Below are 13,217 nucleotides of genomic sequence, written 5' to 3'. Positions count from 1 at the left end.
TGCTCGCCAGCGTGATTGAAACCTGTCGCCAGCGCGGCCAGGTGCCGTGGCCCTATCTGGCCGGCGTGATCGCTGAGCGCCGCGCCGGTCGCGCGGCCGCTCCGCTGCCGGCTCCAATGCCGGGTCTCTGAACGGCTACCTTAGACTTTATTTGCGTCGCGTTGTCCGGGTGGGGCTAGCCTGACCGTTGGGCCACAGCAATGGCTAAGAACACTCGGTTGTTCCTCTCAGTTGCCCTCGTTGCGGCTGTCATGAACGTTGCCGGCTGTTCAAAAGAGGACCCGAAGATGCCGACACAAAACACATCTGACTATCGACAAATCGCGCTGGTGTTCGTCAGTTCAATGGCCGCGCGCGACTATGTAAAGGCTTACGCCATAACAACCGAGGAGTACCGTGAGAAAACCAGCGTCGAGCAGCTGCGAAGTGCTTTTGAAGCAATTGTGCCTACTGACTGGGGCACAGCGGGGCCCATTGAAGTAGGCCAAACCATGACAAGCTGGCCGGGAAAGCGACACTCTGACCTTGGCTGGGCGTATGTGAGCATCGGGGGCGACGTATACAGCGAGGCCGTCACAGTCGTTGTCACGTCAGAGAATCGAGAGGCAAGGATCCGTGAGGTTGAATTTGGTCGACCTTGACTTGGTGGCAAGTTATGAACGAGTTCGGCCCAACAAGGCGCTCCGCGCGACCGGCTGCGCCGGGGTACCGCAGGGTCAGACCACGGATTCCGGTTTATGGGATACCGGGGCCGGGAAACTGCGCGAGAACAGTCCTCTGTCCCCGGCTACCTGCGGGGGCATAGTTTGCCCCGGTATGGACTTTCACGGCACTGCTGAAGGGTCCACGCAGGCGCAACGTTGCCGGTCTCTCGGGACTTCCATTCCACCGTTGGGCGACGCCGTGCAACCCTTGCCGATTGGCACGCGGGGTCGGGAGCCGCCGCTCAGAAAGGCGCCCAGAGCGATTTCAGGTAGGGTTGCAACGCGTCTTCGTCGGTATCGGAAAGCCGACCGGAATTCTTGATCTGCCAGGCGGCGGTCTCGAAGCTCACGGCGTAATCCGCGTTGAGACTTTTGATGGCGCCCTCAATGGCCTGCCGACGCGCATCCGCGGTGCGGACGTATGCGAGTTCGGCCTCCGCGGCACGGCCGGCCGCGCCGCGGGGCAGCAGAAACTCGGCGGCGAAGGCGTTGGCGCGTTGCTCCAAGTCCGGTGCCACGCGCCCGCCGAGGACCTCGACCGCGGGCAAGGCACCCTCGGTGTCCACCAACAAGCGCGCGGCTCGGCAAGGGCCGGGCTCGAGCCACCGGGTATGGACTCGATATCCGCCAGGATCTGTCGGAACGCCGCGCCCTTCAAGGCGCCCCCGATCATCCGCGCGGCAGCTTTGAGGCTGTAGGGCACCGCATCGGCGGTATTCAGCGGGCGGGGCCAGACTTGTTCGAGCGTGCTCGACGACAGACCCGTGGCAGCCTCCAGCCGACTGGGCCGATCCAGGTCTTCGCGCGCTTGCCAACGGTTGCGGGCCAGCTCGGAGCGGGCATCGTCAAGCGTCCCGGTGCGCGCCAGGATGCATTCGGCCAGGGATTGCAAGGTGCCCATGGTGTCGGCGAAGTTGAGCCGCCATTCACGCGCGGCCGTGGCGACGCGCATCCGCAAGACTCTTCTTCCTCGAGGTAGGGCCAGGCGACCGCGAGGAATTCCGGCAGGTCGATCCAGCTCCAGCGGATCCCTTGCGGCTGGCCCGCGTCGCCGCAGGGGTTGCCCCAGACCAGTCGAAACGGGACATCGGGCTGTCGCGGCCTGTACTCCTCGATCGCATTGTCGAGCAGTTGCTTGCACGTTCGCGTTTCGTGGATCTTACTGCCGTCAGAATCACCGCGGCAACTCTTGGGTCGGGCCGTCCGAGGTGGTCATCGAGTGGGCCTTGGTCACACTTGAAGCGGGGCTTCCCGAGAATCGCGTTTAATCGCGTTCACTCAGGGATGAATCCCTTCTCCTGCCCCGGGGCGCGGGCGCCGCGTCGGCAGCAGGGCGCGCGCCCACCGCGACCAGGCGCGCGGCGTCCATGGCCGCAAACGCAGCGCGCGGCCGTGCCAGGCCAGGGCCTCGGCACGGCGGCCGGCGCGGGCGTGCAGCAGGCCAAGCTCAGAACAGCGCGCGGCGAGCTTGCGGCGCGCGGCGGGCAGGTAGGTCCGCAGGCGCTTGTCGGTGGACCAGCGCGGGTGCGCGCCGACCCGCGCCAGGGCCGCCTCCTGGACCGCGATCGCCTCGGCGTGCAGGGCGAGGCGCCCGTGGGAGAGGTTAGCGCCGTGCCAGCAGTAGTCGATCAGGACCTCCGGGACCGCGGCGATGGGGGTCTCGGCGGCGACCCGCAGCCACAGGTCCCAGTCTCCGGCCAGGTGATAGGCGGGGTCGAAGGTGCCGACCTGCTCCAGCACGCGGCGGCGCAGGAGTACGGTGGAGGCGGCCATGATGTTGACCCGCAGCAGTCGCCCCAGGGCCTCGGTCTGGTCCAGCGGGACCTGCAAGGGGTTGTGTCGCTCGGGGAGTTCGCGCCCGGCCGGGGTCACGCCGCGGGTGTCGGTGTAGCACAGGCCGAGCGTCGGGTCCGCGTCCATCCGGGCGAGCTGGCGCTCGATCTTCTCCGGCCACCAGGCGTCGTCCTGGTCCAGCAAGCCGACGAATTCGCTGTCGCTCGCGGCGATGGCGGCATTGCGGGTCGCCTGGGTGTTGCCGTGCCGCACTCGGATCAGGCGCACCGGCGGGCCGAAGCCCGCGACGATGGCGGCGGTGTCGTCGTGGCTGCCGTCGTCGGCAACCAAGACGTCGAGGTCGGGGTAGGATTGGGCCAGTACGCTGCGGATGGCGTGCCCGATGAAGGCCGCGCCGTTGTGGGCCGGGATGATGGCGGTTACTCGGGGCATGGCGGTAGTCCCATCGCGTTCAGGTAGGCGTCGGTGCTGGCCTCGATCCCATAGGGGCGGGCGGCCTCGCGCAGGCGCGCGGCGGGCAGCGGGTGGTCCAGGGTCGCGGTCAGGGCCGCGGCCAGGGCGTCGTCGTCGTCCACCGGGACCAGGGGGCCGTAGCGCCCGTCGGCCAGAACCTCACGGGGACCGCTCGGGCAGTCGGTGGAGACCACCGGGGTGCCGACCGCCAGGGCCTCGATCAGCACGAAGCCGAGCCCCTCCCAGCGGGACGTGAAGGCAAAGAGGTCCGCGTGGGCCATGTAGGCATAGGGGTCGGTGCAATAGCCCGGCAGGGCGAAATCGGCCGCTACCCCCAGTTCCGCGGCCAGGGCGAGCAGGGCCTCGCGCGCCCCGCCCCGGCCCAGGATCATGAGTCGGCAGGGGCGCTGCGCGCGCACCCGGGCGAAGGCGCGCAGCAGGGTGTCGAAGCCCTTGCGGTGACAAAGTTCACCGACACTCAGGATCAGGGGTGCCGCCGGGTCCCCGAGCCAGGGGTGGTCCGGGCGGGGCGGCGGCGCCCCGAACAGGGCCTCCGGCACCACCGGTGAGGGCACCACCCGGATCAGGTCGCGGGCGAGCCCGGTATAGGCGGCCATATCGTCGGCGACGCCGCTGCTCGTGACGATGACCTGATCGGCGAAGGGGTAGAGTCGGCCCATGGAGTTACGCTGCACCCAACGTTCCACCGCACCGCGGGTGGCGAGATCGATGGAAATCGTCGTGCCGGAGCTGAAGACCAGCCGGGTCTGGACCCGCGCCAGCGTTCGGGCGAAGAGCGCGGTGCGATTGACCCGGTCCTTGTCGGAGAGCAGCACGGCCGGGCGTTCGCGGCGCAGATAGGACGCCACGGCCGGGAGGCAGGCGTAGGTGTGGCGCGAGCCGAGATCAATGACCCGCACCCCCGACGGGACCTCCGGCAGGTTCGGCCCGTGCCGCCGCACCTTGAGGAGGTCCACCGCATAGCCCCGACGCGCCAGGGCCGGGATCAGGTGCCCCGCCGCCCGGTCGACACCGCTGTGACCGGAGGTGGAGAAGAAACAGGCGATGCGGCTTAGACCCATTCCAACGGGTCCTCATCCGGCGCCGGTATCAGCCCCGGCTCTTCAATGAAGATCCGGTGCCAGATGGCGAACTGCATGAGTCCGAACAGTTCCCGCTCGCCGCCCCGACCGGCCTGGCGCGCCGCGACCAGGGCGGGCAGCGCGGCCGGGTTGAACCACTCGCGGATGCCCCGGTTGGTGGCCAGCCGCTCGCCCAGGCGCCGCGCCAAGTCGCCGGTCAGCCAGTCACCGACCGGGACGTGGAAGCCGCGTTTGGGGCGCTCCAGGTGTCCGGGCGGCAAGAGCGGTTCGGCCCAGTGCCTGAGCAGCCACTTGCCGCGGTGGCGGCGGACCTTGAGCGGGTCCGGCAGAGAGAGTCCGAACTCGACGACGCGGTGGTCGAGGAAGGGCACCCGCCCCTCGACGCCGAAGGCCATCAGCATCCGGTCGGTCTTGACCAGCAGGTTGTCCGGCAGGGCCGTCACGAGATCGGTGTACTGGCGCCGCTGCATCGCCGACCAGGCGGCGGGGGTCGCGGCCCAGGCGGCGAGGAAGGGGGCGCGGTCCAGCCCGGGGGCGGCGCCCAGCCGCAGGCCGAAGAGCCGTTGTGACCAGTGGCGCGACCACTGGCCGCGGGTGCGGAAGCCCCCGCTGCCGGGGTGGCGCAGGGTCTTGAACCAGCGTTCCAGGGGGCGCGGGTGGTAGCGGCGGTAGCCGGCGAAGGCCTCGTCGCCGCCCTCCCCGGAGAAGACCACCTTGAGCTCATCCCCGGCCGCCTGGGCGAGGATGGAGGTGGGCAGGCTTGCATAGTCGCGCATCAGTTCATCCGCCGCCCACACGCTGTGCGGGATGCGGGCGAAGACCTGGTCCAGGGTCAGTTCGAGCGGCTGGTGGTCGAAGCCGAAGTGGGCCGCGACCCGCGCCGCCTCGTCCAGTTCATCGGCCATGGTGGTCCCACGGTAGCCGACGGAAAAGGAGCGGATGCGCCCGGCCCCGTGGGCGTGGAGCTGCGCGGCGAGCACCGCCGAGTCCACCCCGCCGGAGAGGAAGAGCCCGAAGGGGACCTCCGAGCGCATGTGCTCCTGCATGGCCGTGTGCATGAGCCGGTCCAACTCCTCCCGGGCCTGCGCGACCCCGATGGTCCGGGGCGCGACCGCCAGGGCCGACCAGTAGCGGTGCCGCTCGATGCTCAGGTCCGGTTGCAGGACCAGGGCCTCGCCGGGCAGCACTCGGCGGATGCCGTGGAGCACCGTCTCCTCCCCCCCGGCGAACTGGTTCTGGAGGAAGCGGCGCAGGGCCCCCGGCTCGACCTCCGGCCGTCCCGGCAGGCAGGGGAGCAGGGCCTTGATTTCCGATGCGAAGGCGATCCGGTCCGGCAGCTTGACATAGAACAGGGGCTTGATGCCGAGCCGGTCGCGGGCGAGGATCAATTGGCCGGACCGGGCGTCGTGCAGGGCGAAGGCATACATGCCGCGCAGCCGGGTGAGACAGCCCAGGCCGTGGACCGCATAGGCGTGCAGGATGGTCTCGGAGTCGGAGTCGGTGCGCAGCACGCGGCCGGCCGCGCGCAGTTCCTCGTTCAGCTCGAGATAGTTGTAGACCTCGCCGTTGGCGGCCAGGGCGAGTTTGTCTGCCACCGCGACCATGGGCTGGTGGCCGGTGGCCAGCCCGATGATGGCGAGCCGCGTCTGGGCCAGACCGACAGTCCCGCCGCAGTAGGCGCCGCGGTCGTCCGGCCCGCGGTGGGCGAGGGCGGCGGCCATGACCCGCAGTTGCTCCGGGTCCGGGTAGCGGCCCGCGCGCATCAGGACCCCGGCGATACCGCACATCGGCGTTGCTCCGTGGTTCTTGTGCGTCGTCGGTTGGGCCGCATCACCGGGAGGCCCCCGCGGGGTCCGTGGCGGCGCTGGTGGGGGCGGGGTTCTCGTCCAGCACCAGGCCGCGGTCGGCCGTCAACGTCAGTTGGGGTCGCCGGTTGCCCAGCGGGTGGATGCGGATGTCGCCGCTGCCGGTGATCATTTCGATCCGCTCCCAGGCGGTTGGGTCGATGCCGACGGTGACCGTGCTGTCGCGCTCGGTAAAGACGCCGCTGTGCGTCACCGTATAAGTCAGGGTGGCGTCCGCTCGCTCCAGACGGCCCTGCACGCGGCTGGCGGGCAGGCCGAAGCCGCGCCCCTTGAGGCGGATGGAGGCCGCCTCACCCGCGGCGACCGCCGGCGTGCCCAGTTGGAACAGGGTCAGGGTCGCCGCGTCTGCCGCCAGGCGCAGTGTGCGCGGCCCGGGCGCGGCGGGCAACGGCGCGATTGCGAGGTTGCGCGTCTCCTGCACCGGGGTGGCGAGCAGGACGGCGAACAGCAGGGCCGCTGCGGCGAGCAGGTAGGCCCCCAGGGTCAGCGTGGGGTGGCGCAGGGGCCGCGGGGCCGGCGGCGGCCGCATGGCCGTCGCGTCCTCCCAGTGGGGGATGCGCAGGACCAGCCAATAGAGCACGAAGGCCACCCCATAGGTCAGCACCGCCGACCAGATGATGTCCGAGAGGAAGTGATCCCCGGCGGTCATGCGCCCGACCCCGAGCAGGGTGCCCAGGGCGACCGAGGCGAGCGCCGCGGTCAGGGCGAGCCGCGGGCGCCGGCGTGCCCAGATGAAATAGAAGACCCCCAGGGCGAAGCCGATGGCGCTGTGGCCGCTGGGGAAGGACTTGCCCAGGCCCCCCGGGGTGCGCTTGAGCGGCGGCACATAGGGTTGGGTGCCGCCGAATGCGACGGTCTGATGGGGTCTTGGGCGTCCCCAGTAGTCCTTGATGACGCCGTTGATGATCAGGCCGGGGCCGAGCAGGGTCACGGCCAGGACAAAGATCGCGTAGCGGCGGCGCCGCCGCTGGGAGCGCCAAATCCGGGTCGCGGCGATGGTGAGCAGGCTGCCGATCAGGATCAGGCCCCCGAGCAGCGGCGAGGCCTGATAGAGGAAGGCCCAGAGGTCGCGGCTGGACTCCCACCAGGGGTCCGCGGCCTGCGGATGATAGAAGAGCGCGGCCACGCGCAGATCCAGGTCGCTGAGCCAGAAGGGCAGGGTCCCGATCAGGGCGAGCAGCACCAGGGCCAGGAGTTGGGGACGCCAGTCGCGGCTGGGGCTTGCGGGTGTCTGCACCGGGGGCTCAAGGTTGCGTGAAGGGCTATGGACAGGATTAACAGGATTTACAGGATGAGTGGTTGATGGCTATCGTACCCTGATCGATCCTGTAAAATCCTGTTAATCCTGTCTAATTTCTTGGCGCCGGATCGCTCGCCGGACTGGCATCGGGAATTGCCCTCCGCGGCATTTAGGGCGTCCCGGCCCGCAGCCACCGGCGGATGTCGGCCAAGTGGCGGCGGCTGACCGGGAGACGCTCCGGGCAGTCACGCAGCCGCACCTCGGTGCCGCCGTCGGTACCCTTCTCCAGGGCGAAGAGGCGCGAGCGCGCCACCAGTGCATTGCGGTGGATGCGCAGGAAGAGGTCTTCGAACTCGTCCTCCAGGGCCTTCAGGGACTCGTCCACCAGGAGTTCACCGCCGGTGTGGCGGACTGTGACGTACTTGTGCTCGGCCTGGAGAAAGATGATGTCTTCGATAGGGACGGTCTGCAGCCCGCCCCGGTAGTGGGCACTGAGCGAGAGCCGCCGCCCGGGGTGCGCCTCGTCGCGGGTGGCGAGTGCGGCGCGTTGCGGGCGGGTGGGGATGCGGGCCCGCTCCAGGGCCTCCTGGAGGCGCTCGCGCCGCACCGGTTTGACCAGATAGTCCTCCACCTTGCGCTCGAAGGCGGCCAGGGCGTACTGCTCGTAGGCGGTGACCAGGATCACCGCCGGCGGCGGCTCGATGTGCGAGATCTGGCGGGCCGCATCCAGCCCGTTGAGGCCGGGCATCTGCACGTCCATCAGTACCAGGTCCACGGGTGTGGAGCGGCACAGTTGCACCGCCTCGATCCCGTCGCTCGCCTCGCCGGCCAGTTCGTAATTTCCCTGGATCTCGGACAGCAGGCGGACCAACCGTTGCCGGGCCGGGGATTCATCGTCAACGACAAGGATTTTCATTGCTGTTTCCAGGGGTAAGGGAACACCAGCCGGACCTGATAATCGCCGTCGATCCGCGAGATGATCACGCGCGCATCGCCGTCGAACAGACCCGCCATGCGTTGCTTTACGTTGTCGAGCGCCATGTGGTTGCCGCTGGTGTGGCGCTCACCCGTCTCGCTGTCCGCGGGCAGGGTGTTGCGCACGCTCAAATTCACCTGCGCCCGACGATAACGCCCGCTGATGCGGATCAGCCCGGGACGACGCGACGGCGCAATACCATGATAGACCGCGTTCTCGACCAGCGGTTGCAGGATCAGCGGGGGCAGCATAGCATCGCCTGGCAGATCCTCGACATCCCAGAGGACCTGCAGGCGCTCGCCGAGCCGCTGCTTCTCGATATTCAGATAGCGGTAGGCTAATTCCAACTCTTTGGACAGGGTGGAGGTCTCGTCCGGGTTCGCCAGGGTGGCGCGAAAGAGATCCGCCAAGTCCTGCACCACCTCCTCGGCCACCCGCGGGTTGGTTTGCGTCAGGTTGGCGATGGTGTTCATGCTGTTGAATAGGAAATGGGGCCGAATCCGGGCCTGGAGCTTCTGGAAACGGGCCTCGGCCTCGGCCTCCACCTGCAGCCGCCACATGTGGTGCAGATAGAGATAGCGCAGCAGCATACCGCCCAGGATGGCGCCGATCCCCAGGCTGCGGATCAGAATCCCGGGGAGTCCATCGCCCGGGAAGAGTTCGGCGTGGACCGCGTCCGGCGTCGCGCTGTAGGCCCCCCAGGTCACCAGTCCGGTGGTGGTGACCAGCAGTAGCCAGGCCAGCAGCGCGGCCGTCCGATCGCCGACCCGCAGCAGCGCCGGGCGCATGGCGCAGAGCACGGCGCTCGTGGTGAGCGAGATGGTCAGGACGAAAAAGGCCATGGGACCCAGATGCTCCCAGAACTCGGCGAGCGGGCGACGCGACGCCAGGGTGAGGCTGATCCCCAGCAGTTGGGCGGTCAGCACCACGCCCAGGATCATGGGCACGCGGCAGAAATTCGGCAGGAAGGCCTTGCGGCGCGGGGTCGGCTCCGGCACGTCCAGGAGATGTTGCATTGCTTCAGGTCCAACCCCGCTGGGGGCGCATGTAGAATGACCAATTTATCACCGGTCGGACCTCATGATGCACGAGCCTAGTCAAACCACGTTCACCGTCGTCGGCAAACCCTGGGCCGGTCGCTTCAGCGCCCCGACGGACGCCTTCGTCGAGGCCTTCACGGCCTCGGTGGACTTCGACCGCCGACTTTACCGCTACGACATCCAGGGTTCCATCGCCCATGCGACGATGCTCGCCCGCCAGGGCATCCTGAGTCAGGCCGAGGGCGAGCAGATCTGCGCCGGTCTCATGGCGGTGCGCGCCCGCATCGAGGCCGGCGACTTCGTGTGGTCCGTCCCGCTCGAAGACGTCCACATGAACGTCGAAACGGCGCTGACCGAGGCGATCGGGGAGGCCGGCAAGCGCCTGCATACCGGGCGCTCCCGCAACGACCAGGTGGCCACCGACGTGCGGCTGTGGCTGCGCGAGGAGATCGACACCATCCGCGGCGCGCTCGTCCACTTCCAGGACGCCCTGCTGGACCTCGCCGAACGCGAGGCCGACACCGTGATGCCCGGTTTCACCCACCTCCAGGTCGCGCAGCCGATCACCTTCGGCCACCACATGATGGCCTGGTTCGAGATGCTGGAGCGCGACCGGGCGCGCCTGGCCGATTGCCGCGGCCGCGTCAACGTGATGCCGCTGGGGGCCGCCGCCCTGGCCGGGACCACCTACCCCATCGACCGCGCCTTCACCGCCGACCTCCTGGGCTTCGCGCGGCCCGCGGAGAACTCCCTGGACGCGGTTTCCGATCGGGACTTCGCCATCGAGTTTACCGCCGCCGCGGCGATTCTGATGATGCACCTGTCACGCTTCTCCGAGGAGTTGATCCTGTGGTCATCGGCCCAGTTCGGCTTTGTGGAACTGTCCGACAGCTTCTGTACCGGGTCGTCCATCATGCCGCAAAAAAAGAACCCGGACGTGCCTGAACTGGTGCGCGGCAAGAGCGGGCGGATCTTTGGCCACCTGATGGGCCTCCTGACGCTCATGAAGGGCCAGCCGCTCGCCTACAACAAGGACAATCAGGAGGACAAGGAGCCGCTCTTCGACACCGTGGACAACGTCAAGGGCTGCCTCAAGGTCTATGCCGACATGATGGGGCATGTGACCTGCCGCCGCGAGCGGATGCGTGCCGCCGCCGCCCAGGGGTTCAGCACCGCCACGGACCTGGCGGACTATCTGGTGCGCAAGGGGATCGCCTTCCGCGACGCCCACGAGATCGTCGGCCAGGCGGTGGCCCTGGGGGTCCGGGAGGGACGTGACCTCGCGCAGTTGAGCATCGAGGAACTGCGCGGGTTCTCCGAGCGCATCGAGCCCGACGTCTACACCGTCCTCACCCTGGACGGCTCGGTGGCCGCCCGTGACCACCTGGGGGGCACGGCCCCGGCCCAGGTGCGCGCCGCCATCGCGCGGGCGCGGGCGCGGTCGCTGGCCTAAGGACCATGGACAGCCTGGACGACCTCAACACCCGCCTGATCCGCTTCGCCCGCGAGCGTGACTGGGAGCAGCTCCACTCACCCAAGAACCTGTCCATGGCCCTGGCCGGGGAGGTCGGCGAACTCCTGGAGCATTTCCAGTGGCTCACCGAGGCCCAGAGCCGGGACCTGACCCCGGAGAAGAAGGAGGCGGTCGCCCTGGAGTTGGCGGACTGCCTGATCTATCTCATCCGGCTTGCCGAGCGCTTAGGGATAGACCCCATCGCAGCCGCCTACCGCAAGATCGCCATCAATGAGGGGCGTTACCCGGTCGAGCGGGTGCGCGGCGACGCCCGACGGGCTGGGGAGTATGGGGACTCCGGGCCGTGATGGTTGAGGACGGGCATCGCTCTCGCTCTGCCCATCCTGCGGCCTGGGTCCTTGTTCCGGTTTGAGAGTAAAACGATGTCCAAAGACGAGTTGTTGGCGCGCATTTCGGTCGATCCGGGCGTCTGCTTCGGCAAGCCTTGTATCAGGGGGCACAGGATTTGGGTCTCCTTGGTCCTCGATCTGCTCGCCGCCGGTTGGAGTCATCGCGAAATCCTCGAGAATTACCCGGGTTTCGACGACGCGGATGTCCTCGCGTGCATCGCCTACGGCGCCGAGATGACCCATACCAGCCCGGGGCAGCGTCCCGGGGTCGCGTCGTTTCACCAGCCTGGCCCTGAAAGGGCGTGACATCTGGAACCCCGCCGCTATGTCACGCCCTTTCAGGGCTGTACCGATAAAACGCCCCTTTCCCAGGGCGTTGCCCTGGGCTGGTATGTCACGCCCCTTCGGGGCTTAGCTCGGCGAGTTCCGGTGAGCGTTTATACCGCTGGAAGCAGCACGAGCCGTTGGAGAATCTGTTCCAGGACGGACCTTAGTGGCTGGTGTGGTAATGTACAGCCGTCTTGTCCAACCCAATCCCGGAGCAGCCATGATGACCTTGCGACCGTCCAGCGAGCGCGGCCAGGCGCAGCTGACGTGGCTTGACAGCCGCCACAGTTTCTCCTTTGGCGACTACTATGACCCCCGCCACATGGGGGTCTCGAACCTGCGCGTGATCAATGACGACCGCATCGCCCCCGGCGGCGGCTTTCCCATGCACGGCCACCAGGACATGGAGATTGTCACCTATGTCCTGGCCGGCGCCTTGCAGCACCGCGACAGCATGGGCAACGGGTCGGTGATCCGCCCGGGGGAGGTCCAGCACATGAGCGCCGGCCGCGGGGTGCGCCACAGTGAGTACAACGCCGACGCCGCGGCGCCGGTGCATCTGCTGCAGATCTGGTTGACACCCAACCGCCGGGGGGGCGAGCCGGACTATCACCAACGCCAATTCTCCACGGACGAGCGGCGCAACCGTCTGGCCCTGTTGGTCTCTCCGGACGGGCGCGAGGGCTCGATCCCAACGCACCAGGACGCGCTGCTCTATGCGACCCTGCTGTGCGCCGGTTCGTCGGTCGCCCATCCCCTGATTGCGGGCCGTGAGGCCTATGTGCATCTGGCGACGGGGCGGGCGCTGGTGAACGCTCTGGAGTTGGAGGCGGGCGACGGGGTCCATCTGGTCGCGGAGGAGGCGGTCCGGATCAGCGGTAGCGGGCCGGACGAGGCGCAGGTGTTGCTGTTCGACCTCCCGGGTTCGCGGGCGCCTGGCGACGCCGCGCCGCGGGCTTGAATCCGCCGTCGGGGTAGGCATTTAGCGACAAGGCTTTCAACCATTCCCAGAGGTCAGGCAGATGAGCGACAAGCAGGTGGTCGAGTATCCCGGGGCCGAGATCGACGTCCAGTGGGACGGGCGGCTGTGTATCCATATCGGCGAGTGCGGCACCGCGGCCGGGGAACTGTTCGTCGGCGGCCGGGAGCCCTGGTGCGTCCCGGACGGTTGCAGCAAGGCCGAGGTGCGCGAGATCATCGAACGGTGCCCCAGCGGTGCCCTGACGTATCGGGACAAGGATGGCGGGCCGGAGGTCGCCCCGGCCGAGAATATCGTGACCCTGGCCTACAACGGCCCGCTGTTCGCGCACGGGGAGCTTGACATTGAAGGGGTGCCGGAGGACCTGCCGGGCGTCAGCCACCGGGCCGCGCTGTGCCGCTGCGGGGCGTCCGCCAACAAACCGTTTTGCGACAACAGCCACCTGGCCGCGGGGTTCGAGGATTTCGGGGCCGTCGGTGAGCGCGGGGCGCCGCTGCACGCGCTGGGCGGCCCCTTGGCCATCAAGCCCTTGGCGGACGGGCCGCTCCTGGTCAAGGGTAATTTGAGCATCCGCGCCGCCAGCGGGCGCCTTGCCTGGGAGGGCACCGAGACGGCGCTGTGCCGCTGCGGGGCCTCCCGGAACAAGCCCTTCTGCGACGGCAGCCACCGCGCGGCCGGGTTCAAGAGCGACTGAGCGCGACGGGCGCCGGCAGGGGTGCGATCAGAACTGATGTGTTAACGCACATCGCGTACCCGCCAAGCTGCGGCGACCGCCGGAGCCGGGTAGGCGATGCGCCTACAGCTACCGGACGTTCCCACGGACCGGGCGTCGTTGTCGTTGTCGTTGTCGTGGTCGGATTGTTCGATTACGAC

General features: G+C 68.5%; 13 protein-coding genes. 6 read left to right on the top strand and 7 right to left on the bottom strand.

Translation table 11 applies throughout. The annotated features are described in order from the left end of the window. Positions 1–200 precede the first annotated feature (200 nt). Positions 201–641 carry a hypothetical protein gene (locus QZY48_RS02965; protein WP_295427497.1) on the top strand — a complete coding sequence of 147 codons (441 nt, stop codon included), beginning with the start codon at positions 201–203 and terminating at the stop codon, positions 639–641. A gap of 305 nt (positions 642–946) precedes the next feature. Here QZY48_RS02965 and QZY48_RS02960 read toward each other — a convergent pair whose 3' ends face one another. The 7 genes from QZY48_RS02960 to QZY48_RS02930 all read right to left on the bottom strand — a co-directional run bounded on the left by QZY48_RS02960 (position 947) and on the right by QZY48_RS02930 (position 9,151). Next, entirely contained in the window at positions 947–1,276 is a 330-nt protein-coding gene (locus tag QZY48_RS02960) for a hypothetical protein (protein WP_295427495.1), read from the bottom strand. Positions 1,277–1,982: 706 nt separating this feature from the next. After that, positions 1,983–2,930, bottom strand: a complete 948-nt coding sequence (locus QZY48_RS02955) for a glycosyltransferase (protein WP_295427492.1) — start codon at positions 2,928–2,930, stop codon at positions 1,983–1,985. After that, positions 2,918–4,033, bottom strand: coding sequence for a glycosyltransferase (locus QZY48_RS02950; protein ID WP_295427489.1), 1,116 nt, complete (start codon positions 4,031–4,033; stop codon positions 2,918–2,920). The genes QZY48_RS02955 and QZY48_RS02950 overlap by 13 nt, the downstream gene beginning before the upstream one ends. Beyond that, positions 4,024–5,841, bottom strand: a complete 1,818-nt coding sequence (gene asnB, locus QZY48_RS02945) for an asparagine synthase (glutamine-hydrolyzing) (protein ID WP_295427486.1) — start codon at positions 5,839–5,841, stop codon at positions 4,024–4,026. Before asnB ends, QZY48_RS02950 begins: the two co-directional genes overlap by 10 nt. A gap of 43 nt (positions 5,842–5,884) precedes the next feature. Continuing rightward, complete coding sequence (locus QZY48_RS02940) at positions 5,885–7,156, bottom strand: phosphatase PAP2 family protein (RefSeq protein ID WP_295427483.1); 1,272 nt, start codon at positions 7,154–7,156, stop codon at positions 5,885–5,887. 172 nt (positions 7,157–7,328) lie between these two features. Continuing rightward, positions 7,329–8,075 carry a LytTR family DNA-binding domain-containing protein gene (locus QZY48_RS02935; protein ID WP_100920150.1) on the bottom strand — a complete coding sequence of 249 codons (747 nt, stop codon included), beginning with the start codon at positions 8,073–8,075 and terminating at the stop codon, positions 7,329–7,331. After that, the gene (locus QZY48_RS02930) at positions 8,072–9,151 is read right to left on the bottom strand and encodes a sensor histidine kinase (protein ID WP_295427478.1); all 1,080 of its coding nucleotides are present in this window, start codon (positions 9,149–9,151) and stop codon (positions 8,072–8,074) included. The genes QZY48_RS02935 and QZY48_RS02930 overlap by 4 nt, the downstream gene beginning before the upstream one ends. A gap of 67 nt (positions 9,152–9,218) precedes the next feature. On the opposite strand from QZY48_RS02930, the gene argH reads away from it, so the two are divergent. From argH to QZY48_RS02905, 5 genes are all read left to right on the top strand, one after another. After that, the gene (gene argH / locus QZY48_RS02925) at positions 9,219–10,628 is read left to right on the top strand and encodes an argininosuccinate lyase (RefSeq protein ID WP_295427475.1); all 1,410 of its coding nucleotides are present in this window, start codon (positions 9,219–9,221) and stop codon (positions 10,626–10,628) included. Positions 10,629–10,633: 5 nt separating this feature from the next. After that, the gene (locus QZY48_RS02920) at positions 10,634–10,996 is read left to right on the top strand and encodes a nucleotide pyrophosphohydrolase (RefSeq protein ID WP_295427472.1); all 363 of its coding nucleotides are present in this window, start codon (positions 10,634–10,636) and stop codon (positions 10,994–10,996) included. Between the two features lie 75 nt (positions 10,997–11,071). After that, positions 11,072–11,344 carry a DUF433 domain-containing protein gene (locus QZY48_RS02915; RefSeq protein ID WP_295427469.1) on the top strand — a complete coding sequence of 91 codons (273 nt, stop codon included), beginning with the start codon at positions 11,072–11,074 and terminating at the stop codon, positions 11,342–11,344. A gap of 244 nt (positions 11,345–11,588) precedes the next feature. Then, positions 11,589–12,326 carry a pirin family protein gene (locus QZY48_RS02910; RefSeq protein ID WP_366929630.1) on the top strand — a complete coding sequence of 246 codons (738 nt, stop codon included), beginning with the start codon at positions 11,589–11,591 and terminating at the stop codon, positions 12,324–12,326. Between the two features lie 61 nt (positions 12,327–12,387). Beyond that, a complete protein-coding gene (locus tag QZY48_RS02905; protein ID WP_295427463.1) occupies positions 12,388–13,038 on the top strand; it encodes a CDGSH iron-sulfur domain-containing protein in 651 nt (216 codons plus the stop codon). The last annotated feature ends 179 nt before the right edge of the window (positions 13,039–13,217 follow it).

Source organism: uncultured Thiodictyon sp. (assembly GCF_903828115.1).
Classification (GTDB): domain Bacteria; phylum Pseudomonadota; class Gammaproteobacteria; order Chromatiales; family Chromatiaceae; genus Thiodictyon.
Note: the sequence above shows the minus strand (reverse complement) of the source record. Positions and strands in the feature narration are given on the sequence as shown.

Excerpts from the sequence above, each read along its gene's own strand:
- QZY48_RS02965 (WP_295427497.1), top strand. The coding sequence starts at position 201 with ATGGCTAAGAACACTCGGTTGTTCCTCTCAGTTGCCCTCGTTGCGGCT.
- QZY48_RS02955 (WP_295427492.1), bottom strand. The coding sequence starts at position 2,930 with ATGCCCCGAGTAACCGCCATCATCCCGGCCCACAACGGCGCGGCCTTC.
- QZY48_RS02950 (WP_295427489.1), bottom strand. The coding sequence starts at position 4,033 with ATGGGTCTAAGCCGCATCGCCTGTTTCTTCTCCACCTCCGGTCACAGC.
- asnB (WP_295427486.1), bottom strand. The coding sequence starts at position 5,841 with ATGTGCGGTATCGCCGGGGTCCTGATGCGCGCGGGCCGCTACCCGGAC.
- QZY48_RS02935 (WP_100920150.1), bottom strand. The coding sequence starts at position 8,075 with ATGAAAATCCTTGTCGTTGACGATGAATCCCCGGCCCGGCAACGGTTG.
- QZY48_RS02930 (WP_295427478.1), bottom strand. The coding sequence starts at position 9,151 with ATGCAACATCTCCTGGACGTGCCGGAGCCGACCCCGCGCCGCAAGGCC.
- argH (WP_295427475.1), top strand. The coding sequence starts at position 9,219 with ATGCACGAGCCTAGTCAAACCACGTTCACCGTCGTCGGCAAACCCTGG.
- QZY48_RS02920 (WP_295427472.1), top strand. The coding sequence starts at position 10,634 with ATGGACAGCCTGGACGACCTCAACACCCGCCTGATCCGCTTCGCCCGC.
- QZY48_RS02915 (WP_295427469.1), top strand. The coding sequence starts at position 11,072 with ATGTCCAAAGACGAGTTGTTGGCGCGCATTTCGGTCGATCCGGGCGTC.
- QZY48_RS02910 (WP_366929630.1), top strand. The coding sequence starts at position 11,589 with ATGACCTTGCGACCGTCCAGCGAGCGCGGCCAGGCGCAGCTGACGTGG.
- QZY48_RS02905 (WP_295427463.1), top strand. The coding sequence starts at position 12,388 with ATGAGCGACAAGCAGGTGGTCGAGTATCCCGGGGCCGAGATCGACGTC.